21 protein-coding genes and 1 pseudogene are annotated in these 22,284 nt (G+C 65.6%); 12 read left to right on the forward strand and 10 right to left on the reverse strand.

The genetic code is table 11. The features are described 5' to 3' along the window. Positions 1–288: 288 nt before the first annotated feature. Positions 289–870, reverse strand: coding sequence for a TetR/AcrR family transcriptional regulator (locus tag ACFTZB_RS19045; protein WP_378433517.1), 582 nt, complete (start codon positions 868–870; stop codon positions 289–291). 163 nt (positions 871–1,033) lie between these two features. On the opposite strand from ACFTZB_RS19045, the gene ACFTZB_RS19050 reads away from it, so the two are divergent. From ACFTZB_RS19050 to ACFTZB_RS19070, 5 genes are read left to right on the forward strand one after another with little or no spacing between them, the layout of a single operon-like run. Continuing rightward, a complete protein-coding gene (locus ACFTZB_RS19050) occupies positions 1,034–1,891 on the forward strand; it encodes an SDR family NAD(P)-dependent oxidoreductase (protein WP_378433518.1) in 858 nt (285 codons plus the stop codon). A 59-nt stretch (positions 1,892–1,950) separates the two neighbouring features. Then, on the forward strand, positions 1,951–3,549 hold the full coding sequence (locus ACFTZB_RS19055; RefSeq protein ID WP_378433519.1) for an amidohydrolase: 1,599 nt from the start codon (positions 1,951–1,953) through the stop codon (positions 3,547–3,549). Positions 3,550–3,571: 22 nt separating this feature from the next. Further along, positions 3,572–4,018, forward strand: coding sequence for an ester cyclase (locus tag ACFTZB_RS19060; RefSeq protein WP_378433520.1), 447 nt, complete (start codon positions 3,572–3,574; stop codon positions 4,016–4,018). A 34-nt stretch (positions 4,019–4,052) separates the two neighbouring features. After that, positions 4,053–4,580: an MFS transporter gene (locus ACFTZB_RS19065; protein WP_378433521.1), complete on the forward strand. Its 528-nt coding sequence runs from the start codon at positions 4,053–4,055 to the stop codon at positions 4,578–4,580. A 14-nt stretch (positions 4,581–4,594) separates the two neighbouring features. Further along, a complete protein-coding gene (locus tag ACFTZB_RS19070; RefSeq protein WP_378433522.1) occupies positions 4,595–5,272 on the forward strand; it encodes a hypothetical protein in 678 nt (225 codons plus the stop codon). Between the two features lie 5 nt (positions 5,273–5,277). Here the strand turns inward: ACFTZB_RS19070 and ACFTZB_RS19075 are convergent, their stop codons facing one another. Together ACFTZB_RS19075 and ACFTZB_RS19080 are read right to left on the reverse strand one after the other, a co-directional pair. Continuing rightward, positions 5,278–6,246, reverse strand: a complete 969-nt coding sequence (locus ACFTZB_RS19075; RefSeq protein WP_378433523.1) for a helix-turn-helix domain-containing protein — start codon at positions 6,244–6,246, stop codon at positions 5,278–5,280. Next, positions 6,239–6,898 carry a TetR/AcrR family transcriptional regulator gene (locus tag ACFTZB_RS19080; protein ID WP_378433524.1) on the reverse strand — a complete coding sequence of 220 codons (660 nt, stop codon included), beginning with the start codon at positions 6,896–6,898 and terminating at the stop codon, positions 6,239–6,241. Before ACFTZB_RS19080 ends, ACFTZB_RS19075 begins: the two co-directional genes overlap by 8 nt. Before the next feature lie 238 nt (positions 6,899–7,136). On the opposite strand from ACFTZB_RS19080, the gene ACFTZB_RS19085 reads away from it, so the two are divergent. The 4 genes from ACFTZB_RS19085 to ACFTZB_RS19100 are packed head-to-tail and all read left to right on the forward strand — an operon-like array spanning position 7,137 to position 12,358. Continuing rightward, a complete protein-coding gene (locus ACFTZB_RS19085) occupies positions 7,137–8,447 on the forward strand; it encodes a flavin monoamine oxidase family protein (protein ID WP_378433525.1) in 1,311 nt (436 codons plus the stop codon). A gap of 2 nt (positions 8,448–8,449) precedes the next feature. After that, a complete protein-coding gene (locus ACFTZB_RS19090; RefSeq protein ID WP_378433526.1) occupies positions 8,450–8,782 on the forward strand; it encodes a hypothetical protein in 333 nt (110 codons plus the stop codon). A gap of 4 nt (positions 8,783–8,786) precedes the next feature. Continuing rightward, positions 8,787–10,268: an APC family permease gene (locus tag ACFTZB_RS19095; RefSeq protein WP_378433527.1), complete on the forward strand. Its 1,482-nt coding sequence runs from the start codon at positions 8,787–8,789 to the stop codon at positions 10,266–10,268. Then, positions 10,265–12,358, forward strand: coding sequence for an SRPBCC family protein (locus ACFTZB_RS19100; RefSeq protein WP_378433528.1), 2,094 nt, complete (start codon positions 10,265–10,267; stop codon positions 12,356–12,358). Before ACFTZB_RS19095 ends, ACFTZB_RS19100 begins: the two co-directional genes overlap by 4 nt. Before the next feature lie 414 nt (positions 12,359–12,772). Here ACFTZB_RS19100 and ACFTZB_RS19105 read toward each other — a convergent pair. The 7 genes and pseudogenes from ACFTZB_RS19105 to ACFTZB_RS19135 all read right to left on the reverse strand — a co-directional run. Continuing rightward, a pseudogene (locus ACFTZB_RS19105) lies at positions 12,773–13,312 on the reverse strand (MFS transporter); the annotation flags it as partial. A gap of 20 nt (positions 13,313–13,332) precedes the next feature. After that, a complete protein-coding gene (locus tag ACFTZB_RS19110; protein WP_378433529.1) occupies positions 13,333–14,643 on the reverse strand; it encodes an MFS transporter in 1,311 nt (436 codons plus the stop codon). Positions 14,644–14,708: 65 nt separating this feature from the next. Then, positions 14,709–15,491, reverse strand: coding sequence for an enoyl-CoA hydratase/isomerase family protein (locus ACFTZB_RS19115; protein WP_378433530.1), 783 nt, complete (start codon positions 15,489–15,491; stop codon positions 14,709–14,711). A gap of 43 nt (positions 15,492–15,534) precedes the next feature. Continuing rightward, positions 15,535–16,710 (reverse strand): thiolase family protein, encoded by a 1,176-nt coding sequence (locus ACFTZB_RS19120; protein ID WP_378433531.1) that lies wholly within the window; start codon positions 16,708–16,710, stop codon positions 15,535–15,537. Continuing rightward, the gene (locus ACFTZB_RS19125; RefSeq protein WP_378433532.1) at positions 16,707–18,248 is read right to left on the reverse strand and encodes a class I adenylate-forming enzyme family protein; all 1,542 of its coding nucleotides are present in this window, start codon (positions 18,246–18,248) and stop codon (positions 16,707–16,709) included. The genes ACFTZB_RS19120 and ACFTZB_RS19125 overlap by 4 nt, the downstream gene beginning before the upstream one ends. Next, a complete protein-coding gene (locus ACFTZB_RS19130; protein WP_378433533.1) occupies positions 18,245–18,670 on the reverse strand; it encodes a Zn-ribbon domain-containing OB-fold protein in 426 nt (141 codons plus the stop codon). Before ACFTZB_RS19130 ends, ACFTZB_RS19125 begins: the two co-directional genes overlap by 4 nt. Next, positions 18,670–19,533, reverse strand: coding sequence for a hypothetical protein (locus ACFTZB_RS19135; RefSeq protein WP_206007117.1), 864 nt, complete (start codon positions 19,531–19,533; stop codon positions 18,670–18,672). Before ACFTZB_RS19135 ends, ACFTZB_RS19130 begins: the two co-directional genes overlap by 1 nt. Before the next feature lie 263 nt (positions 19,534–19,796). On the opposite strand from ACFTZB_RS19135, the gene ACFTZB_RS19140 reads away from it, so the two are divergent. From ACFTZB_RS19140 to ACFTZB_RS19150, 3 genes are all read left to right on the forward strand, one after another. Beyond that, positions 19,797–20,561, forward strand: a complete 765-nt coding sequence (locus ACFTZB_RS19140; RefSeq protein WP_378433534.1) for an SDR family NAD(P)-dependent oxidoreductase — start codon at positions 19,797–19,799, stop codon at positions 20,559–20,561. Then, on the forward strand, positions 20,558–21,343 hold the full coding sequence (locus tag ACFTZB_RS19145) for a crotonase/enoyl-CoA hydratase family protein (RefSeq protein ID WP_378433535.1): 786 nt from the start codon (positions 20,558–20,560) through the stop codon (positions 21,341–21,343). The genes ACFTZB_RS19140 and ACFTZB_RS19145 overlap by 4 nt, the downstream gene beginning before the upstream one ends. A 61-nt stretch (positions 21,344–21,404) precedes the next feature. After that, on the forward strand, positions 21,405–22,196 hold the full coding sequence (locus tag ACFTZB_RS19150) for a FadR/GntR family transcriptional regulator (RefSeq protein WP_378433536.1): 792 nt from the start codon (positions 21,405–21,407) through the stop codon (positions 22,194–22,196). The last annotated feature ends 88 nt before the right edge of the window (positions 22,197–22,284 follow it).

The raw sequence follows: 22,284 nt of genomic DNA on the forward strand, positions 1-22,284 counted from the left end.
ACCGTGCCCAGCGGCTCACCCGTCGCCGGATCGTAGGTCTTGAACTCGGCACCGGACCGGGCCGGAACCCACCGGCCGTCGATCAGCAACTGCTCGCGCACATCCATTGTGAGAACTCCTCGAAATACTCGTGACCAGGTCACGTGACGTGAATCTCACTCTGCTCCCGAATCGGCGGAACCGCATTGCCCGGAACCGTACAAGTATTGACTAATCCCGCACACCTTCGGCGGCAGGACAATCGAGAGATTCACCGGAAACCACGTGGGGGAGCACGGGTCCCGCACCTCACTCGACGAGCGTGCGCAGAAACCGGCGCAGGTGCGCGAGCGCGGCCTCGTTGAGTTCGGGTCGGTCGAGGGTGATCTGCTGAAAGATCAGCCCGTCGGCGGCCGCGATGAACAGCTGAGCCATCGCCTCGTCGCAGTCGATTCCGCCGTGCGCCAACTCTTCACGCAGCGCATGACGATAGGTTCCGTACAGAGACTCGACGTGCGGACGCAGCTCGGGACGGCGCCGCGATTCGAGGATCAGTTCGTACTGGAAGGCCTGCTCGTCAGGATTGACGACGACCATCCCGATCAGTCCGGCGAAGATCGCGTCGAGATCACCGGTGCCGGGCCGGGTACTGATCGAGGCGACGCTGTTCTCGACGGAATACTGCAGGGCAGCGTCGAGCAGGGCGTCGCGGCTGCCGAAGTGGTGGGCGACGAGGCCGTGCGTGACGTTCGCCTCGCGGGCGACGGCCCGGTAGGTCAGATGTCGCAGCCCCTGGGCGGCGACGACGTGGACGGCGGCGGCGAGCAGAGCCTGTCTGCCCTCGCCGTACATCGGCGAACTCCGACCCGGCGTGGACGTAACAGCGGTCATCGGAGTCCTCCAGGATTCTTTTCATCTATCCACTTGACTAGTTGTACAGCACGGGGCATATTTGTGCCACCGATCACATCTATCCATCTGGATATTTGGCTCCTCTTCGCCAGCGGTTCGCTTCGACCGCACCCATGCCCTCGGCACGCAGAAGGACCCCACCATGACGAATACAGCGGACTACGAACCGCAGGCCACGCTCGCTGCCCGGGAGGCGTCCGGCGCAGTCGCCATAGTCACCGGCGGCGGGAGCGGGATCGGTGCCGCCACCGCGCAGGCGCTCACTGCCGCCGGCTGGTCCGTTGCGATCTGCGGGCGGCGGGCGGACGCGCTCGAGAGGGTGGCCGACGCCACCGGGGCACATCCGATCGTCACCGACACCACCGACAAGGCCGCCGTTGCCCGCCTCGTCGAGAGCACCGTCACCCGTTTCGGGCGCCTGGACGGACTGGTCCTCAATGCCGGAGTCGTCCGCCCCGGGCCGGTCGGCGAATTGTCCGACAGCGATTGGGCGGCGATGGTCGAGACCAACCTCACCGGGCCCTACCGCCTGCTGCACTCCGCCCTGCCGCACCTCGTCAGGAGCAGCGGGGCAGTAGTCGGGGTGTCCTCGGTCAGCGGGCTGCGCGCCTCGGGCGGAACCCCCGGCTACAACGCCACCAAGGCCGGACTGAGCATGCTGCTGCAGTCGGTCGCCGTCGACTACGGGCCGCGAGGAGTGCGCGCCAACGTCGTCTGCCCCGGTTGGACCCGCACCGAGATGGCCGACGAGGAAATGGCCGAACTCGGCGGTGAACGCGGCGTCGACGCGGAGCAGGCCTATCGCCTCGCCTCCGCACTCGTCCCGCTGCCTCGGCCCGCGTATGCCGCCGAAGTTGCCGCCACCATTGCGTGGCTGCTCTCCCCCGCCGCCTCCTACGTCAACGCCGCCGTGCTGCCGGTGGACGGCGGGCACAGCGCGGTCGACGTCGGCACCGTCGCCCTCGACCCACGATTCTCACTCGCCGTCTCCATGTCCTGACGGACCACAGTGCGAACGGCTCAACTCGACGCCCCTACCCACGATGGAAAGAAGAACCGATGCCTACCGCGTTGCTCAACGGCCGCATCTACACCGTCGACCCGGCCGCACCCTGGGTGCAGGCCGTTCTGGTCGACAACGGCGTCTTCACGGTCGTCGGGTCCGACGACGACGTCCGTGACGCCGCCCCGGACGGTACCGAATTCGTCGACCTCGACGGCCGCATGGCGATGCCCGGACTGCACGATGCCCACACCCATCTGCTGTTCAGCGGGTTGAAGTTTCGCTACGAGGCCCGCCTGACACCGGGTGGCTCCCCGAAGGAGATCGTGCACGACCTCGGTCACTGCAGATGCGCCGAACTCGTCGACGAGGACGTGCAGCCCTGGATCGTCGGCGGCGAGTTCGTTCCTGCCGACTTCGCCGCGGGAGAACTGGACCGCACATTCCTCGACGAGGCGTTTCCCGATCAGCCGGTGTTCTTGTACGACTACACCATTCACCACGCCCTCGCCAACTCCACCGCACTCGCCCTCGCCGGGCTCTCCGACGACTCGGTGGACCCACCTGGTGGCCGACTGGTCCGCCGGGAAGGGACGAACGAGCTGACCGGGGAACTCGTCGAGCAGGCCCGCTGGCCCGTCATGCGCGCCATGTCCGATTACCGTGCCGACATCTATCGTGACGCGGTCGCCTGGGCGGCGTCGGTGTGCCATCGGTACGGCATCACGTCCGTCCAGGAGGCCTCCGCGTCTCCGCAGGCGCTCGCGGCCTACCGGGACCTCGACCGGGACGGCGCACTGAATTTGCACGTTGCCGCGCACCTGGTCTGGAAGGAGGAGGGTTTCGGCATGGCCGATACCGCCGAACTCGACCGCACCATCGCCGAACGGGCGACGTTCACCAGTGAGCATCTGGATACCAGACGCATCAAGATCTGGCTCGACGGATCGCCCCTGCCGCCGCACATGACACAGGCGGACCTCGACGCCGACGGCCGCGTCGACCCCACCAACATTCTCGTCGACGAAGATCAACTCACCGAGGCGCTACGCGGATTCGACGCGGCCGGGCTGTCGGTGAAAATTCATTGCGCCGGTGCGGGTTCCGTGCGCGCCGCACTCGACGCCTTCGAGACCGTCCGCCAGACCAACGGCATGCGCGGCCCGGCCCACGAGATCGCGCACTGCCCGTTCATCCACGACGACGACTACACGCGATTCGGCCGGCTCGACGTGATCGCCGAGATGTCGCCCGCGATCTGGCACCTCGACATTCCCGGGCACGACGATGCATTCAAATTCCGCACCATCCTCGACTCGGGTGCCACGATGACCGTTGGCTCGGACTGGATCATCACCCCGAATCCGAACCTGTTCCCTGCCCTGCAGGGCATGCTGCAACGCGGAGACGAGGCCGTCGATCTCGCCACCGCTGTGCATCTGATGACCCTCGGCGGCGCACGAGTCGTCGGTCGCGACCACGTGCAGGGCACGATCACCCCCGGGAAGTCCGCCGATCTGATCGTGCTCGACCGCAACATCTTCGAGGTCCCGACCGAGCAGGTCGGATCCACACAGGTGCTGCGAACCCTCTTCGAGGGACGCACCGTCTTCGACGCCGAGGCATCGACCGCCGCCGATCTCCATCGGCCCTGAGCGCACCACACCCTTCCGACTGTTGACCAACACTGGAGGTCTCACCGTGTCCAATCCTGATTTCGACGCCGTCGCAGCCTTGTACGAGGCGTGGAACACCCGAGACATCGCGACCTGGGTCGATTCGTTCACCCCCGACGCAACCTGGACGAATCTGCCCACCGGAGAGGTCCACGCCGGCCACGCCGGGATGGCGGACAACTACCGGCACTGGGACGGGCCGTTCCGCGACGGAACGTGCGAAAAGCTCACGTTCGCCGGGGGTGACGGGCTGGTCGTCACCGAGTTCGTTGCCGTCGGTACCCACACCGGCCCCCTCACGACCCAGGACGGAGAGGAAATCCGGCCTACCGGTCGCACGCTGTCGGTTCCCTTCTGCGACATCCACCGGGTCGAGAACGGCCGGATCGCTTCGACCCGGCGGTACTGGGATCAGCTCACCGTCCTCACCCAGCTCGGACTGCACTGAACCCGAACCTCCCCCACTCACGAAGGACCACCCGATGCCCCCCACTTTCGACGGTCGACGCACCACCTTCGACAGCACCGATCCCAACTCCAAGGGACGTGTGGCACTGATCGTTCTCTTCTCCTCCGTTGTCGGCACCCTCCTGCTCATGGCTCCCGCAGTTGCCAGTCAGCTCCAACTTCAGCTGGGACTGAATCCCTCGCAGACGGGTGACTTGTTCTCTGCCGAACTGGGTGCGATGAGCTTCGCCTCGATCCCTGCACTGTGGTGGATGAAGAAGTTCAACATCCGGACGATGTCCACGATCTTCGGTGTGGTCTTCATCGCCGGCAACGTCAGCTCCGCGTACATCGACGACTACGGCACCCTGCTCGCCGTCCGTTTCCTCACCTCCCTCGCAGGCGGGTCGTTGATGGTTCTGTGCATGTCCCTCGCCGCCCGGACCCGCGACCGCAACCGCGTGTACGGGCTGTGGGTGATGGGGCAATTATCTTTCGGAGCAATCGGATTGGCAGTGCTTCCGCGCTTCTTCGACACCTTCGGAATCGGCATCGTGTACTGACCCTCGCCGTGCTGATGATCCTCGTTCTGCCGCTCACCCGATTCCTGCCGGAGCGCAACATTGCGGCCGACCGCGCCTCCGACGACGAGACCGGACCGGCGCGCAACTACGTGCTGCGCGCCGCATTCGGGCTCGTCGGTGTGCTCGCCTTCTACGTGAGCCTCAGCGGAATCTGGACGTTCGTCGGCGGCGTCGCCGCTGCATCCGCCATCGGCACCGAAACCTCGAGTGCGATCCTGTCGATCGCCACCGTGCTCGGTATCGCCGGTTCCGCACTGGCCACCGTCCTGGGCGCCCGGCCGAGCACGAGAACCAACCTCCTCGTCGGGTACGTGGCGATGACGCTGTCGGTCGGTCTGCTCACCGGAATGCCCGGACTGCTCCGATTCACCGTTGCAGCACTCCTTTTCAAATTCACCTGGACGTTCATTCTTCCCTACATCATGTCCACACTGTCCGGCCTGGATCGGTCGGGGCGGCTGGTGAACCTGGCCAACATCGCAATCGGCGGCGGCTTCGCGATCGGCCCGTTCATGGGAGGACGCCTCGTCGAGAGCGCAGGCGGATACGGAACGTTGATTGGGGTCAGCGCTGCGGGACTGGTCCTGTCGCTGGCACTGATCATGGCCGCCCAACCCCGGCGGATCGTCGCGCCTGCCGTCACCACGCCGGTTCCGCAGATGGCCGAGTAGGGCTTTCAGTCAACAGGTTGATCGAGGGCACCGCCGGCAGACCGATAGCGGCCGGCGGTGACTCCGAAACGGGTCTTGAACAACCGCGAGAAGTGCGCCGGGTCGGAGAACCCCCAGCGCGCTCCCACGGCGGCCACCGGGAGGTGGCGATTTCGCGGATCGACGAGGTCCCGCCGGCACTGCTCGAGGCGGCGTTCCCGGATCCACCCGCCCACCGGGGTGCCGTCCGCCTCGAAGATCTTCTGCAGATGCCGCACCGAAATATGGTGCGCGGCAGCCACCATCGTCGTATCGAGGCCCGGATCCGACAGGTGCTCCTCGATGAACGAACCGACCCGAACGCGGAGAGCCGTGTGCCGCGATTCGAGCGACAGGCTGTCGGTGATCTGCAGCTGTTCGGCAAATGCCGCGGCGAGCACGTCGAGGACCGCGTCGTTGAGATGCACCGCCACCGCGGGCGCGGTATCGAAGACCCGCTCCCCCAGATCCTTGACGAACGGAGCGACCAGCGCGCCCATGCCCTGGCGGCCGGAGATCCTCCGCGCCGTGAGCTCGGCTATTCCTGTGGGCGGGATCCGCAGCAGCTCACGCGGGAACATCATGACCAGCATCCGGAACCGATCGTCGAACGAGAGTTGGTAGGGCCTCGTCGTGTCGTAGATCGCGAAGTCACCCGGCGTCAATGCCGCCTCACGGTCGTCCTGCGTCAGCACGCAGTAGCCGCGGACCTGCAACCCCACCTTGTAGAAACCCGGATCGCTCGCGCGGATCGTCCGCGGGGTGCGGCGCACCGTGTGCGCCGACGCGACAACCTCGGCCACCTGGACCTGACCGAGGGAGGTGCCGTGGATATACCCCTCGAAATCGGTGGCCGGGGCAATCGACGTCTCCAACGGAACGAAGCTGTCGATCACCGACGCCCGGAACGTGTCGAGATCGACGGGTCGATTCCGACGTTCGACGATCTCACCCATAGTTGACTCGCTCCTCGCTACCGGAGTGCAGGTGCCTCGCCGATTCCGACGGAGACTGTGACACCTCTCGCCCGGATCTGTTCTGCTGGAGCAGGGCTCGCAGATGCGTGAGGGATCGTTCGGTCAACTCGGGGCGGCCGATGGTGATCTGATGGAAAACCAGGCCGTCGGCGGCCGCATAGATCAAGTGACTCAAGGCGGGGTCGGGGTCCATCCCGGCGCACTCGAGCTCGAACTGGAGCCCGTCGATGTATGCCTGGTAGATCGACTCGACATACGGGCGCAGTTCCGGCCGGCGTCGGCACTCGAGGATCAGCTCGTATTGGAAGGCTTGATCGTCAGGGTTGTTCTCCACCATCGTCACCAACCCGGCGAAGACGGCGTCGAGATCACCACTTCCCGGACGGGTGCTGATAGAGGTCACGCTGTTGTCCAGGGAGAACTGCAGCGCCGCTTCGAGGAGCGCGTCGCGAGAGCCGAAGTGATGGGCGACCAGTCCATGGGCGACGCCGGCCTCGCGCGCCACCGCCCGGTACGTCAATTTCCGGAGTCCCTGCTCGGCGACCACACGCACGGCCGCCGACAGGAGGGCGGTGCGGCCCTCTCCGTAGCGGGGCGCCTGACGGGCGGGGTCTTCCTGCGAGCTGCTCATCGTGGTCATTCTCCGATTCTGTACGCGGTCGTGGCCGACCCGGGTCGTTCCGGACCCTGCGAAGAAATTTCTCCCTGTCCACTTGACCAGTTTCTCCACGAGGTGCATTCTATGTGTCATACCTCACTGCTGTCCAGATGGACAGTTCTCGGCCGGGCGGAAGTCCCCCACGGCACCCGCACCGCCCGACCCGCTGCCGCGTCAACGAATTCGTCCTTCACTTCTCAGGAGTACTGACATGCATTACGACACCGACGTGATCGTCGTCGGCGGTGGATTCGCCGGAATCACTGCCACGCGGGAACTGACCCGACAGGGTGTGCGGACCGTCGTCCTCGAAGCCCGCGACCGCCTCGGCGGACGCACCTGGACCCGCGACACCACCCTCGGACGAGAGTTGGACATGGGCGGCACCTGGGTGCACTGGATCCAGCCGCACGTCTGGGCCGAGATCAGCCGCTACGACCTGGACCTGGTCGCCGGTCCCGAACTCGACACCGCCTACTGGCGGGTCGGCGACGACGTCCGCACCGGCACCGCCGACACCATGCTCGACCTGCTCGACGCACCGATGACCGAGGTCCTCGCCGAGTCCCGCCGGGTACTGCCCCAGCCCTACGATTACTTTCCGCTGTCGGATGAGATGAAGACCCTCGACCAGATCAGCGTGGCCGAGAAGATCGCCGGACTCGACCTCGACCCGCAACAACGCGCCCTCCTCGACGGCATGTGGGCACTGAACTTCAGCGGCGATCCCGCCCGCAGCGGTTACACCCAGGCACTGCGGTGGTGCGCCCTCTCCGGCGGCGACTGGAAACTGATGTTCGAGGCATGCGCCACCTACAAGTTCGCCCACGGAACCAAGTCGCTACTCGACGCGATCGCCGCCGACGCGGCCGGCGCCGACATCCGCCTGAACACCACCGTCACCAGCATCGACGAAACGGCCGACGGGGTCACCGTCACCTGCGGCGACGGAACCAGCCTGCGCGGCAGAAGGGTGGTGATCACCGTGCCGCTCAACATTCTGGGCAGCATCGCCGTCACCCCCGGCCTCGGTCACGGCCTCGACGCGGTCGCCGCCGAGGGGCAGGCATCGAGCGGAGTGAAGGTCTGGATCCGTGTCAAGGGTGACGTCGGGAAATTCGCCGCCCTCGCCGACAGCGACGCCGTCCTGAACTTCGCACAGTACGAGTACCCGGTAGACGGAGACAGCCTGATCGTGGCCTTCGGACCCCGGTCCGGACTCATCGACCTCACCGACGCCCGCGCCGTGGAAGCCGAACTGCGCAAGTGGCGCCCCGACCTCGAGGTCGTCGCCGTCGACGCCCACGACTGGACCGCGGACCCGCTGTCGGGCGAAACGTGGCCGATGCTGGCGCCGAACCAACTCGACGCCGTCGCCCACGCCGCCCGCGACACCACCCGCCGCATCCGACTCGCCGGCAGCGACTACGCCCGCGGCTGGGCCGGATTCATCGACGGCGCCATCGAATCCGGCCTGCAGACCGCCCGGCACCTCGTCACCGAACTCGAAAGCGAGAACTGACCATGACCTACTGTGTCGAACTTGTCCGATTCACCGTCGCCGACGCCGATGTCGACACCTTCCTCGAACGCCGACAGGAGGCGATCACGGAGGTCAAGGCAGCCCATCCCGCTCTGTGGTCGGTGCCGCTGTGCACGCGGAAGACGGACGGGACGTGGATCGACGTCTGGATCTACGAAACCAGGGCCGCCGCCGACGCCGCCAACGCCGACGTGAAGAACCTGCCGAAGTTCCTGGCGATGGCGGCACTGATCGACAACGTCGAGATCGAGGCCACCGAGATGCCCACCGGCGCCGTCAGCCCCGCCCCCATCCGCCTCCCCGTTTCGAGGTAAACCTATGTCCGACAACACCATATCCCCGGTACACGACACCGAGTCCCATCCCCCCAAGACCCTGCGCTGGTACGACGGGTTCATGCTCGCCCTGCCGATCGCCAACGGCCTGTTCGTCTCCGTCGGGTACGTCATCGGCGCCATCGGCGCCGTCCCCGCGGTGGTGATCTGCGTGCTGCTGTCGGTGGTGGCCCTGTGCCAGAACAAGCTGTTCGCCGAAATGGCCGCCATGTTCGCCGACAAGGCCGGCGGTGTGGCGATGTTCGCCGCCGAAGGCTGGAAACGATATTTCACCCCGATCGCCCCGATCGCCGCCTTCGGCTACTGGTGCGGCTGGGCGCTGGTGCTCTCGCTGGTCGGTCTGACCATCGGTCAACTCGTGGCAGCGCAATGGTTCCCCGGCAACACCTGGACGCTGTTCACTCTCGGCGGCGTCGCCTTCGGCCTGCCCCATGTGATCTCGGCGTGCACGGTCGTCGCGTGCACCGCACTGAACGTGCTCGGCATCCGCGTCGCGCTGCGCTTCAACCAGGTCATCGGCGTCGCCTTCGTCCTCGTGCTCCTCGCGCTGGCGATCGGGCCGTTCGCCTCCGGGCAGTGGTCGACCGCCAACCTGACCTCCCACCTGGACGGGAACTGGACCGCCTTCATCGTGTGGCTCTACGTGTCCGCCTGGGCGATCTACGGATCCGAACTGTGCGCGGTCTTCGCCCCGGAATACCGCGACACCACCCGGGACACCTCCCGCGCCCTGACGTCGATCGCCCTGTTCATGGTCGGCGCCTACACCATCGTCCCGATCGCCACCGCCGGGCAGCTGACCGAGGACGAATTCCTCGCCAACCCGATCACTTACGGCATCGTCAGCATCGGGCACATCTCCGGCGGACTGTCCGGGCTGATCACGGTCATCCTCTGCGGGGCACTGTTTCTGAGCATGATCTCCTCCTCGGCCGACGCCGGCCGCGCCCTCTACGGACTCTCGGCGGACAAGATGTCGATCACCCAACTCGACCAACTCAACTCCCGCGGCGTACCCAGCCGCGCACTGTGGGCGACGATGGTCGTCAACCTCGGAATCCTGGTCTTCGTCGGCAACCCGGTCGCAATCCTCATCGCCAGCAACCTCGGTTACATCCTGGCCATCACCCTCGCGGTGATCGCGTTTCTGCTGCTGCGCAAGGACCGCCCCGACTGGCCCCGGCCGATCCGGTTGCCGGGCATCTGGATCCCGATCGCCGTCGTCGTGGCCGCCTTCAACCTGATCATCCTCGTCGTCGGTGCCCTGAACCCCGGGCTGAGCTACGTCGGCAGCGTCAAAGAGGTGTTCCTCGGCCTAGCCCTGCTGCTGATCGGAGTCGTCCTGTTCGTCTACCGCAAACTCGTCCAGGATCGGGTACCGCTGACGTTGCGCGACCCCGAGAGTCGGCCGATACCCACACAAACACAGACATCGGAACCCACCCCGTCCGAAGGAGTGAGATGACCAACCTGACCCCACCCCGACAGGCCCGGGACAGTGTCACCGCATCGTTGGACGCCGGCTGGCAACTGCCGGCCGCCATGTACTCCGACCCCGACACGTTCGAGGCCGAGAAGGAACTGATCTTCTCGAAGGCCTGGCAGTACGTCGGACCCGAAAGGGAACTCGCCGAGCCCGGCGCGTATCTCACCGCGCAACTGGGTGATCTTCCCGTCGTCGTCGTCCGCGACCGCGACGGCGCCCTGCACGGGCACGTCAATATCTGCCGCCACCGCCTGCACCCCGTCGCCGAAGGGAACGGCTGCCGGCAGCTGTTCCAATGCCGCTACCACGGATGGACCTACACCCACGACGGGTCACTGCGCTCGGCGCCGGGCCTGCAGAACGAGGACGCGTTCGACCGGCAAACCCTGGGACTGCGACCGGTGCAGGTCGACACCTTTCACGGCTTCGTCTTCGCCAACCCCGACATCGAAGCGGCACCGCTGCACGAGTTCCTGGCCGGGGCCCACGAGGTCGTCGAGGAGCTGAACTTCGATTTCGCGGACTGGGAGTTCAGCGGCACCTACACCTACGACATCCCGGCGAACTGGAAGCTGTTCACCGAGAACGCACTCGAGTGCTACCACTGCCCGCTGGTGCACGAGGACACCTACGCCACCGTCTTCGACACCACCACCAGGAACTACCTGTGCACGGAGTTCGAGAACGTCGCGGTCCAGGTCGCGGCGCCCACTGCGGTGACCGAACGCCTCGCCGATCGTGCCGAACTGGACGGATTTCGGCTGCTGTACCTGTGGCCCGTGACGTTCCTGTCCGTCGACGATTTCATCGGGATCATCGCCCGCACGATACCGACGGGCTCACACGGCAGCCGGTTCGTCGTCGACACCTTCGTCAAACCCGGCACCGATCCGACGGTGCTGGGGCAATGGCTCGACGTCTACGACCGCACGTTCGACGAAGACAAGACGGTCGTCGCCGCCCAGCAGGCCGGATACGACTCCGGCGCAGTCCCGCAGGGCCGGTTGATGACCAATTGCGAGTCGTCCATAGCCATGTTCCAACGCAGAACCTGGCAGGCCATGACCTCCACCCCCACCACCGGCCGGCTGCGCCCGGACGCGCCGGTGAGTCCACCTGTCGTCCGACGCACCCTGTGGGAAGCCGACCTGGTGGTCGAGGCCGTGGAAACCGAAGCCGACGGCGTCGTCTCGCTCACCCTCACCCCACCCGCCGGGGTCACGCTCCCCGCCTGGGAGCCGGGCGCTCATATCGACCTGTGCCTGAGCGACACCCTGACTCGTCAATACTCTCTGTGCGGCGACCCCCACGACCACGACAGGTGGCGCGTCGCCGTCCTGCGCGAACCCCGCTCCCGCGGAGGATCGGCGCACGTGCACGACCACCTCGCGGTCGGCGCATCGATCCGCGTTCGTGGCCCTCGCAACCACTTCCGCATGCCCGACGCCGAGTCGTACGTCTTCGTCGCCGGTGGCATCGGCATCACCCCGATCCTGCCGATGATCGAGGACGCCGAGCGACGCGCACAACCGTGGAAGCTGCTCTACGGCGGACGAACCCGATCGTCGATGGCCTTTCTGTCGCGCCTCGAACGCCACGGAGACAAGGTCCTCGTCAGCCCGCAGGACACCGACGGGCTTCTCGACCTCGAAGCGTTCCTCGGTTCCGCGGATCCGGGCACGACGGTCCTGGCCTGTGGGCCCGCGCCGCTCCTCGACGCGCTCGCTGCCGCGTGCAGCGCCGCAGACCTCACGCTTCAGACCGAACGTTTCAGCGCCCCGGCCCAGCACGACGAGATCGATACCGCATTCGAGGTCGTACTCGCCCGCAGCGGCGCCATCCTGCACGTCGAGCAGAACCGCTCCGTCCTCGACGTGGTCCGCGAGCACGGGGTCCCGGTGCTCTCGTCGTGCCGGGAAGGGCTGTGCGGCACCTGCGAAACACCGGTCCTCGACGGCAGGCCCGAGCACCGCGACACCGTCCTGACCGGCGACGAGCGCGAGCGTGGCGACACCATGATGATCTGCGTATCGCGGTGCACGTCCGACCGACTGGTACTCGATCTGTGAATCGAAATGCCTCCACGGTGGATCACATTCTGTGAGAACACCGCACCCGTCGATCGGCGAGGGCCGCTCATCCTTCTTCCGTTCGGTGGGTGAGAGGCCGCCGACGGTGAGGAGGGTGCCGGGTGTGGGGTTGCGCTGCATCGACGTGGCCGCACGGCGGGTGGTCAACAACAGTGCGCCATGTAGTGGAGGTGAAGCGTCCGCAGTCGGGGGTAACGGGCGTTCCGCGTTTGTCATCTCACACTCTCGAAAATTGGAAACCCCGGTGCGCGGTTCACCCGCACACCGGGGTAGATGGTGGGATCGGTACGCGTTGGTGTCGACCGCGCGCGGCTCGAGGTGGCCCAGGCCCGCCGCCTCCTGGAGGGAGCGGCCTTTCGTCTCGGGTGCCCACGCGATGCCGACGAGGAGGCCGAGCACGGTGATTCCGGCGCCGAGGAGCATCGTCGTCTCGAGACCGAGATGATCGAGACTGATCGGCAGCAGATACGTTCCCACTGCGGCACCGATGCGGCTGGCCGAGGTAGCGATTCCCACTGCGGTGCCGCGGATCTCGGTGGGGAACAGTTCCGTCGGGTACGCCCACTCCAGGATGCTGGGACCACCGGAGAACAGTGCGTACAGGCAGAAGCAGGTGACCACGATCGGTATCGACGCATTGGGGACGAGGCCCAGCACGACCAGTGGGATGATCATCAGCGCGAACGACCAGATGATCAGCGGGCGGCGTCCGACCCTGTCGATCAGCTTGATCGCCGGCACCAACCCGACAAGGAAGACCAGGCTGATCAGCAGTGAGCCGAGCAGCGAGTCCTCGGACATGTTGAATGCCTCGAGAATCGTCGGACCGAACGTGTAGAGGGCGAACAGCGGGATGATCTGGAACGTCCAGAACAGGGTCACGAAGAGGGTCCGCTTGCCGTACGGCTTCTTGAACGAGCTCCAGAAGTTCATGCCGGTGGGGGTTTCCTGATTTATGCGAGCACTCGATCACGAGTCTCTGGCATCCGCGCGTATACGACCCCTCCTCCGAGAGCCGCTGCCGCGACATACAGCCATACCCAATCTTGTAGACCGTTGGTCGCCAACCAGGTCGTGATGTACGGAGCCGTCCCACCGAAGAGAGCAACCGCGACGGCGTAGGGGAACCCGATACCTGTTGTGCGGACTTCCGCAGGGAACTGTTCGGCCATTACAGTCGCAATGAGTCCGGCATAACCGGCCAACAAGGTGACACCTACGATCTCGACGGCGAGAAGAGTCCAGAAGCCGCCGGTCTCGAGCATTCGGAACGCCGGGTAGGCGAACAGGAGGAAGCCGATCGCGAACGTCAACATCACCGGCTTGCGCCCGACACGATCGGCGATGATCCCGGCGAACGGCAGGAGGCACAGAAAGTAGGCCAGCGCCATCGTGTTCGCCAGGAGCGCCGTCTGCAATGACATCGTGCCGAGAGCGGCGCTGACATACCCGGGCATGTAGTTGATCCAGATGTAGTAGATCAGCACTCCGGCGGCCGCCATGCCGATCACTCGGAACGCCGCACCAGGATGCTTCCGCAACATTTCGGTCATCGGGTTTCGTGGGATTCGTCCATCGGCTTGCGCGTTCCGGAAGCTGTCGGTCTCCTCGAGCCCGATCCGCAGCCACAAACCGACCAATCCCAGAAGTCCACCGGCGATGAACGCGGCCCGCCAACCCCACGCCGACATCACCTCCGGATCGAGTGCCGCCGTGAGGATCAGTGCCAGCACGGCGGCGATCAACACACCCAGCCCTGCCGACACTTGTTGCCATGAACCAGCGAAAGCGCGTCGCATACCCGTCGCCGATTCGACGAGGAGAGCTGAGGAGGATCCGAACTCACCGCCGGCCGAGAATCCCTGCACGAGCCGGGCCAAGAGAAGCACGATCGGTGCCGCCACACCGATTTGGTCGTACGTCGGGCACAGTGCAATGACGAACGCGCACCCTGCCATCATCACGATGGTCAGTGTCAGCCCCTTCTTCCGGCCGTGACGATCGGTGAAGACGCCGATCACGGCACCACCGACCGGCCGCATGACAAAGCCGACCGCGAAGACGGCAAGTGTCGCCAGCAAACCCGATCCGGGCGCCGAAGGCGGAAAGAATTGCGTCGCGAAGACCGGTGCCAGCGCACTGTACAGCGCCCAGTCGATCCATTCCACGGTATTTCCGACCGAGCCCGCGACCAGCGCTTTGCGCTTCTTTCGCGACTCGGTCCGCTGAGCGCTCGAGGGAGCATCCTTACTTCGGACACGCATCGTCCAACCTCTCGTTCGGGATTCACAGTGTGAGTGTTCGTTTAGATGTACCGCGGAGACCGGCTTCAGCGGCCGACGTAGTGCGCCGGCCGCTTCTCGACCATGGCGCGTCGGGCTTCCTGCGAATCCGCGGTCGACATGACGACCGCGTGATGCGAGGAGATCAGGTCGAGTGCTGTTCTGAGATCATGTTTTTCACCGAGCCTGGTGCTGCGCTTGATCATCTGCACCGCAACGGGAGGCTGGCGCGCGATCTGGGTTGCCAGTTCGAGCACCTCCTTCTCCAACTCGTCGTCGGGGTGCACCGCACTGACCAGTCCGAGCGAGAGCGCTTCCTGAGCCCCGACAACGCTTCCCGTCCACATCAGTTGCAGGGCGGTGGCGGTGCCGACGATCCTGGGCAGCAAATAGCATCCCCCGTCACCGGGAACAAGACCCACCCGGATGTATGCCTGAGAGAACCGGGCAGACTCGGAGGCCAGGCGGATATCGGCGAGAAGTGCCATGTCCATTCCCGCACCGAAAGCATCGCCGGAGACCGCGGCGAGGTACGGCTTGTTGAGGGCCTCCGCCGCGTGGGCGACCCGGTGCACGTGCTTGGTCAGGAGGTTTTTGGCGCCCAGGGGTGTCGGTTCGATGCTGTCGAGAACCGTGAGGTCGACTCCGGAACAGAATGATCCGCCAGCGCCGGTCAGGACGACGACGCGGACGTTGGGGTCGTGTTCCGCCTCGATTAGCGCATTCGCCCAGGTGTCGATCATCTCCAATGTGAAGGCGTTCTTGCATTGCGGCCGGTTGAGCGTGATGGTGGCGATGTGGTCGGCCACCGCATAGTCGATGTCTGCCATGATGATTCCTTCGGTGTGCGTAGCTGGTGACCCGATGTCCCGGTCAGTCCGCTGCGCCGAGGACGAGGACGTTGTAGTACTGGGCCCCGGATCCGGCACCGGCAACCAGGCCGGTCCGAGCTCCGGGTACCTGCCTGTTGCCGCCGTCCCCGCGGATTTGCCGGACAGCTTCGATGATCTTCAATGTTGGAGCGCCCCAGCCGATATGACTGAACGAGAGGACGCCGCCGTCGGTGCAGGTGGGTAGTCCCCCGTCGATCCCGATTCCGGTGTCCATGGCGAACGGTCCACCGTCGCCCTGTTTGCAGAATCCGAGCGCCTCGTACTGCCGGAGGACCTCGGCGGAATTGACGTCGTACAGCTGGACGAAGTCGAGGTCCTCGGGTTCGAGTCCTGCGGTGGCGTAGGCGCGACGCGACGCGTCCGCGCCGATCATCCAGACGTCGTCGTAACGGGGCGGGTCGACGTATTGCTGGCGCATCCATTCTGCGCCGCCGCCGAGGATGCGGACCGGAGTCGACGGCAGGTCGCGGGCGCGCTCCATCGATGTGACGACCAGTGCAGCAGCGCCCTCGTTTGCCAGGCAGACCTCCAGCCGAGTGAATGGATCGACGACCTTCGGCGCGGCCAGAACGTCCTCGGCGGTGTAGGGACCGCGACCGGTCATCACTGCATCGGGATTGGCCGATCCCGTGTTGCGGATGGCGGCGGCGACGTGGGCCATACCGTCCCTCGCATGGGGGTATTCGTGGAGGTACCGTTGCGCGACCAACGCGAACTGCGCCGTGGTGAATGAGCCGAACGGTTCGACGAACTCGTTTTCCGGACGGGTGTAGGACGCGACACGGCCGGCTTCGGCGCTCATCACGCCCGCCTGTCCGCCGGTGATCAGCACCGTGTGGCACTGCCCGGTTGAGATTGCCGCGGCCGCGTCGAGAACCGCAGGCACGCCTTGCGGGTAGGTGTCGCCGATCCATCGCACCGGGATTCCCAGCAGTCCCGCCCAGTCCGCTGATCCGGGTTGGAAGACGGTGCCGCCGGGTCCGGGCCAGCGGGCGCAGATGCCGTCGACGTCGGTGCGGTCGATCCCGGCGTCCGCGAGGGCGGCCCTCGCCGCGTGCACACTTGCGGTCAGTGAGTTCATCTCCAGTCGCCGGGCCTGCTGGGTCATCCCGACGCCGACGACGGCAATGTCGTGAAAGGGGTGGCGCGCGGTCATACGACACCCGCCGGGGAGGACAGCCTTTCGCGCACCTGCGCCTTGGTGATCTTGCCGACCGCGTTGCGTGGGAGGTCCTGCCACACTTCGATCCGTGCGGGAACCTTGATGCTCGGGAGGCCATGCTGTCGGCACCACTGCGTGAGTTCGTCGACCGACGGTGCCTGCGCCCCACTTGCGATGACTACCGCGGCGATCGACTCACCCCACTCGGGATCGTCGAGGCCGACGACGGCTGCCTCGCGTACCTGCTCGTGCAGGGTCAGCACGTTTTCGATCTCGGTGGGTGCAATGTTGAACCCACCACGGATGATCAGATCCTTCTTCCTGCCCACGATCTTCAGATAGCCGTCGGATGTCCACTGCCCGATGTCACCGGAGTGCATCCAGCCGTCGATGAGTGCCTCCGAGGTGCGCTCTGGTTCGCGGTAGTAGCCGATCATCGTGTACGGCGTGCCGAAAACGATTTCGCCGCGCTCTCCCGCGGGAACGTCCGCACCGGTTTCGTCGACCAGGCGCACCATCACTGCCATCGACTCTTTCCCGCAGGTGGTGAACAGTTCCGGACGACCGCCCGCGGCGGCGGCGTGGTCACTCTTGCGAAGCATGGTGCCGATCGAGGCGATTTCCGCCATCCCGTACAACTGCACGAAGATCGGGCCGAAGCGCTCGACGAGTGCCGCGACTCGATCGGGGGCGATAGGGGCGGATCCGTACCCGATCGTCTGCAGGCTGGGAATCGTGTCTCGGTCGATCCCGGATTCGAGGAGACGGATCAGCATGGTCGGCACCAGAAACGTGTGCGTCACGGCATTCGAGCGCACCTCTTCGACGAGCCGTTCGGGCTTGAATCCCCGGGAATCCGAGAACCCGATAGCCCCGCCGAGGAGAGCCAAGGGTGCAAGGGTGATCTGCATGCTGGAGTTGTGCGGGATGGCGATCAGCCACCTCGTGTTCTCGGACAGCTCGTACTCGGATGCTGCCACCGCCGCGTGCTGAAGGGTCGCACCGACGCTGAAGAGGATGCCCTTGGGGCGGCCCGTCGTGCCGCTCGAGTACACGATGCAGAACTCGTCCTCGGAGTTCACCAACCGCTCGGTGGCGGGCGCCGCCGGAGAGGCTGTGCTCAACTGCGCCTCGTATTGGGTGGGATCGTCGATATCGAGTACCACCACGTCGGTGCCGTCGGTCAGTCGTCGCGCTATCGGGGCGAGGTCGGTGTCGGCGAGGATGACCTTGGGAGTGCAGTTGTCGAAGATCTCGTCGTATTCGGGCTCGCCGAGGCGGAAGTTCAGCCCGACGTACACCGCTCCGGCCTTTGCGCAGCCGCCGACGAGTTCCACGACTTCCACTCGGTTGGCGACCAGTACTGCGACCCGGTCGCCGCGTTGGACTCCGTACCGGTCGATGAGCAGATTCGCCAGGCGGCACGCGCGGTCGTCGACCTGCTGCCAGGTGCGCGAATCGGGGCCCGCGAAGGTGGCGAGCGCATGCGGGTTTCGGCGGGCGTTTCTACTGAAGGCGAGTCCGATGTTCATCGCGGCAAGTCCTCTGTGTCAATGGCGTGAAAAGCGGGAAAGGTCCAGTTCTCGTCGATCTCGACCCATGCGACCTCGACACGGGTGCCGATTGGCGTCGGGGTGCCCTCGGTGGTGACGATGTTGGTCAGCACCTGCCACCCCTCGTCGATGTCGACGATGGCGAGCTCGTAGGGCGCAGGAAGTGCGGGAGACGGCGGTCGGTGCACGATCGTGCTGCTGTAGATGCTTCCGCGGCCGGTGCTGGTCTGGTAGCTCCATTTTTCGCCGAGGCAGTGGGGGCAGATCAGTTGAGGTGTGAAGAAGCTGCGGGTGCAGTCGTCGCAGACCGGGCGGACCAGCCGATGCTCGCGCGCTGCAGCCCAGAACGGCGCTGTCAGCTCGCTCGGGGTGGGCAGTGGCCGCTCGAGCTGCAAATCCATCACTCGCCACCGACGAGGAGGAGGTGAGCGGCTCGAGCAACGGGCATGCCGATGGTGACGCCGCGGTCGCGTGCCGGACCGTTACAGGCGCTGATCAGGCCCTCCTGGTAGCCGCGGAAGGCGTCACCGATCGGCGCAGTGCGGCCGTCGATGCATGCGCCGGCCAGTCCGGCGCCCTCGGCGGTCCGAAGTCCGACGATGCCGGAGTCGTTTTTCGACATGCCACCGTCGTGACAGATGAAGGCCCACGGGTCGGCTTCGAGTAGGAACTTCGCGCCGCTGCGACCCGTGTGGCCCGCGGTCACCATGACGCTGCGGCGGGCGTCCTCCGGCAGAGCCCACACGATGGAGTCGGTGACGACGGTCCGGCGGCCCTCGAACTCCTCGACGATCTCGCGCCGGATCTTGTTTCCCACGGTGGTGTCGGCCAGCTCGGTGTCGCGCAGCAGCTCGGCCGCTTCGCGAACGGGCATTCCGACTGACACGCCGAGGATTTCGGCGTGGTAGTTCACATGGGAAATCAGGCCGTTGTCGTAGAGGTCGCGTCCGTTACCCATTTCCACGGACATGCCGTCCGCAGTGGCGGCGGGGATGCCCAGCGCCTCCAGATACCAGAGCCCGGCGATCCCGGCCCCGTCCTTCCCGACGCAGGCGTCGTGCCCGATGACGCCGCGGGGCCGGTGGATCGCACACATGCGCGCGGGCAGCACACCGATATACGACGCCGGCAGGACAACGTCCCGGTCGGTGTTCCGCTCGTCGACCCAGCGGGCGGAGTCCATGATGATGATCCGTCGTCCGTCGCGCTCCGCGACAACTTCCTGGGGATGGTCCTTCTCCCGCTCGAGCAGGGTTTCTCCCACGTCACTTCTCCTCGCCAGTTCGGTATTCATCACACAACTGCTACAACATGTGGTGATATCATAAGCATATTTAAAGTCGCTTGAGAAGAGCTCTCGCCAAACCAACCTCCTTGGCGCATCACGTAGGTCGGACGTCAACGGCCGAACACTCTGGGCCGGTTGCGACCTCGACGACGGGCGCTAAAAATGCTTATATTATTGATATTAAACCGGTGTCTCGGTCGAACAAGGCCGACCGGGGCTTTCAGACGAAGGAGAATCTTGTGAATCTTGACGGAACATCCGCGCTGGTCACGGGAGGGGCGTCGGGCCTGGGCCTGGCCAGTGCGCGCGCACAGGCCAAACGGGGAGCGCACGTGACTCTCCTGGACCTGCCCAGCTCCGCCGGTGAGGCGGTGGCAGCGAGCTTCGGTGGAGGGGCGAGCTTCGCGCCCGCCGACGTCACCGACGAGGACTCGGTGTCGGCCGCGCTCGACATCGCGCAATCACACGGGCCCCTGCGCGCGGTCGTGCACTGCGCCGGACGCAGTCACACGATGCGCATCTTGGACAGGGAAGGTCAGCCCAACCCGCTCGAGAACTACGCGGGAGTCATCCAGACCAATCTCATCGGCTCCTATAACGTGCTCCGCCTCAGTGCCGCCCGGATGGTGAGCAACGAACCTCTCGACGGTGATCGTGGCGCGATCGTGATGACCGCGTCGGTCGCGGCCTGGGAAGGTCAGGTCGGGCAGATTCCCTACGCCTCGTCCAAGGCGGGCGTGGTCGGTATGACGATCGTTGCCGCGCGAGACCTCGCCACTTACCAGATCCGGGTCGCGACGATCGCACCCGGAATCTTCGACACACCGCTGCTCGCACGGCTACCGGAGAACGTGCGCGACAAGCTCGGTCAGTCCGTGCCGCACCCCAGCCGTCTCGGCGATCCGGCGGAATTCGGCGAACTCGCAGTCCACATCATGGAGAACTCGATGATCAACGGTGAAACGATTCGACTCGACGGTGCCATCCGGATGGCGCCGCGATGAGCACCACCGAAGCCGTGGAATCGTTGACGGTCGATCGCCTGGCAAACGGGGTGGCTGTGCTGACGATCAACCGGCCGGCAGCCCGCAATGCCGTCGATCTGGCCACCGCCCGGGCGATCAGCCGTACCCTCGACACGCTCGACGACGACCCGAATTGCCGAGTGATCGTGCTGACCGGCGCGGGTGGTCATTTTTCTGCGGGAATGGACCTGAAAGCCTTCCGGGCGACGGGCGAACGCCCGGTCGACGAGAAGCGTGGCCCCTTCGGCCTGGTCCGCATGCCGCCGACCACGCCGATCATCGCCGCTGTCGAGGGTGCTGCCGTGGGCGGTGGATTCGAGATCGCGTTGTCGTGCGACCTGATCGTGGCGGCCGAGGATTCTGTGTTCGGTCTCCCCGAGGTGCAGCGCGGACTTACCGCCGCCGGCGGTGGGCTGTTGCGACTGCCCTCGCGCATCCCGTATCACCTGGCAATGGAAGCGGCCCTGACCGGACGACGGCTGACCGCCGCGTGGTGCGCCGAACACGGCCTGATCAACAGAACCGCAGCGTCCGGTCAGGCCCTCGATACTGCACTCGCACTCGCGGAGGAGATCAGCGGCAACGGCCCCCTGGCCGTCCAGGCGTCGAAGAAGGTGATCATCGAGTCCGGCAACTGGGCCATCGACGAGGCGTTCGAGCGTCAAGAAGCCATTGTCGACCCGGTTCGCCACTCCGCCGACGCACGTGAAGGCGCAACGGCTTTCGCCGAGAAGCGGCAGCCCGTCTGGACCGGTTGCTGACCGGAGGCGACACTCCAGTCTCCGCACTTACACCAGCGGCACCAGGCCCAAGGAGCATCGGATGCTGGAAACGAATGGCAATGGCATCGCCCTGAACGACATGACACCGCAGGCCTACGAGCCGCGGATGCCGCCGAAACGCTCGGAGGTCATCGCCCAGCGGATAGCCAAGGACATTCGGACCCGCGGGCTTCGTCCCGGTGATCCGCTGGCCACGGAAGCCGACATGTGCGCCTCCCACAGTGTCGGCCGGAGCACCCTGCGGGAAGGGCTGCGAATCCTCGAGCTTCTCGGAGTGATCGAAATTCGTCCCGGACGCGGTGGCGGACCGGTCGTCGCGGCACCCAATTCACGTCATCTCGCAAGCACCATGGCGCTGTTGATGCAGTTCTCGGAGACCACATTTCGTTCCGTCATCGAGTTGCGGGGATACATCGAGCCCATCGCCGCATCGCTGTGCGCGGCTCACCGGAACGAGCAGACGGTCCTCGCCCTGCAGGAGTCGGTGGCCAACATGCGGGCCGACATCGACGACGAAGCCACCTTCCTACACGAGAATCACCGGTTCCACATCCTCGTAGCCACCGGCGCCGGCAATCCGTTGATCACGTACATCTCCAATTCTCTCGACTGGGTTCTCGACGGCGCGCCACTGGGCGTGCAGTACACCAGAAATGCTCGCCGTTCGGTGCTCGCGGTGCACGAATTGATCTGCCGAACGGTCGAGGCGGGTCAGCCCGATGCGGCGGCGGAGGCCATGCGCCGCCACATGTCCGAGTCTGCGGCGTACTTCGAGAAGAAGTACCCGAATGTCATGCGGCAAGTCGTTACGTGGGAAATGTACGGCCTCTGAATTTCCTTCGACACACGAGGACCGTATCCGCCAGCCTGGCGGGTACGGTCCTTTTGTGCGAGCGAGGCTTTCATTGCGGCGACCGGTA

This window comes from Rhodococcus sp. NPDC057014 (assembly GCF_042673295.1).
Lineage (GTDB): Bacteria > Actinomycetota > Actinomycetes > Mycobacteriales > Mycobacteriaceae > Rhodococcus_F.

What these genes read in the sequence shown, in the direction of transcription:
- ACFTZB_RS19145 (WP_378433535.1), top strand. Translation starts at nt 20,558, where the DNA reads ATGAGCACCACCGAAGCCGTGGAATCGTTGACGGTCGATCGCCTGGCA.
- ACFTZB_RS19045 (WP_378433517.1), bottom strand. Translation starts at nt 870, where the DNA reads ATGACCGCTGTTACGTCCACGCCGGGTCGGAGTTCGCCGATGTACGGC.
- ACFTZB_RS19065 (WP_378433521.1), top strand. Translation starts at nt 4,053, where the DNA reads ATGCCCCCCACTTTCGACGGTCGACGCACCACCTTCGACAGCACCGAT.
- ACFTZB_RS19090 (WP_378433526.1), top strand. Translation starts at nt 8,450, where the DNA reads ATGACCTACTGTGTCGAACTTGTCCGATTCACCGTCGCCGACGCCGAT.
- ACFTZB_RS19095 (WP_378433527.1), top strand. Translation starts at nt 8,787, where the DNA reads ATGTCCGACAACACCATATCCCCGGTACACGACACCGAGTCCCATCCC.
- ACFTZB_RS19075 (WP_378433523.1), bottom strand. Translation starts at nt 6,246, where the DNA reads ATGGGTGAGATCGTCGAACGTCGGAATCGACCCGTCGATCTCGACACG.
- ACFTZB_RS19055 (WP_378433519.1), top strand. Translation starts at nt 1,951, where the DNA reads ATGCCTACCGCGTTGCTCAACGGCCGCATCTACACCGTCGACCCGGCC.
- ACFTZB_RS19115 (WP_378433530.1), bottom strand. Translation starts at nt 15,491, where the DNA reads ATGGCAGACATCGACTATGCGGTGGCCGACCACATCGCCACCATCACG.
- ACFTZB_RS19080 (WP_378433524.1), bottom strand. Translation starts at nt 6,898, where the DNA reads ATGAGCAGCTCGCAGGAAGACCCCGCCCGTCAGGCGCCCCGCTACGGA.
- ACFTZB_RS19085 (WP_378433525.1), top strand. Translation starts at nt 7,137, where the DNA reads ATGCATTACGACACCGACGTGATCGTCGTCGGCGGTGGATTCGCCGGA.
- ACFTZB_RS19050 (WP_378433518.1), top strand. Translation starts at nt 1,034, where the DNA reads ATGACGAATACAGCGGACTACGAACCGCAGGCCACGCTCGCTGCCCGG.
- ACFTZB_RS19110 (WP_378433529.1), bottom strand. Translation starts at nt 14,643, where the DNA reads ATGCGTGTCCGAAGTAAGGATGCTCCCTCGAGCGCTCAGCGGACCGAG.
- ACFTZB_RS19125 (WP_378433532.1), bottom strand. Translation starts at nt 18,248, where the DNA reads ATGAACATCGGACTCGCCTTCAGTAGAAACGCCCGCCGAAACCCGCAT.
- ACFTZB_RS19130 (WP_378433533.1), bottom strand. Translation starts at nt 18,670, where the DNA reads ATGGATTTGCAGCTCGAGCGGCCACTGCCCACCCCGAGCGAGCTGACA.
- ACFTZB_RS19100 (WP_378433528.1), top strand. Translation starts at nt 10,265, where the DNA reads ATGACCAACCTGACCCCACCCCGACAGGCCCGGGACAGTGTCACCGCA.
- ACFTZB_RS19070 (WP_378433522.1), top strand. Translation starts at nt 4,595, where the DNA reads ATGATCCTCGTTCTGCCGCTCACCCGATTCCTGCCGGAGCGCAACATT.
- ACFTZB_RS19120 (WP_378433531.1), bottom strand. Translation starts at nt 16,710, where the DNA reads ATGACCGCGCGCCACCCCTTTCACGACATTGCCGTCGTCGGCGTCGGG.
- ACFTZB_RS19150 (WP_378433536.1), top strand. Translation starts at nt 21,405, where the DNA reads ATGCTGGAAACGAATGGCAATGGCATCGCCCTGAACGACATGACACCG.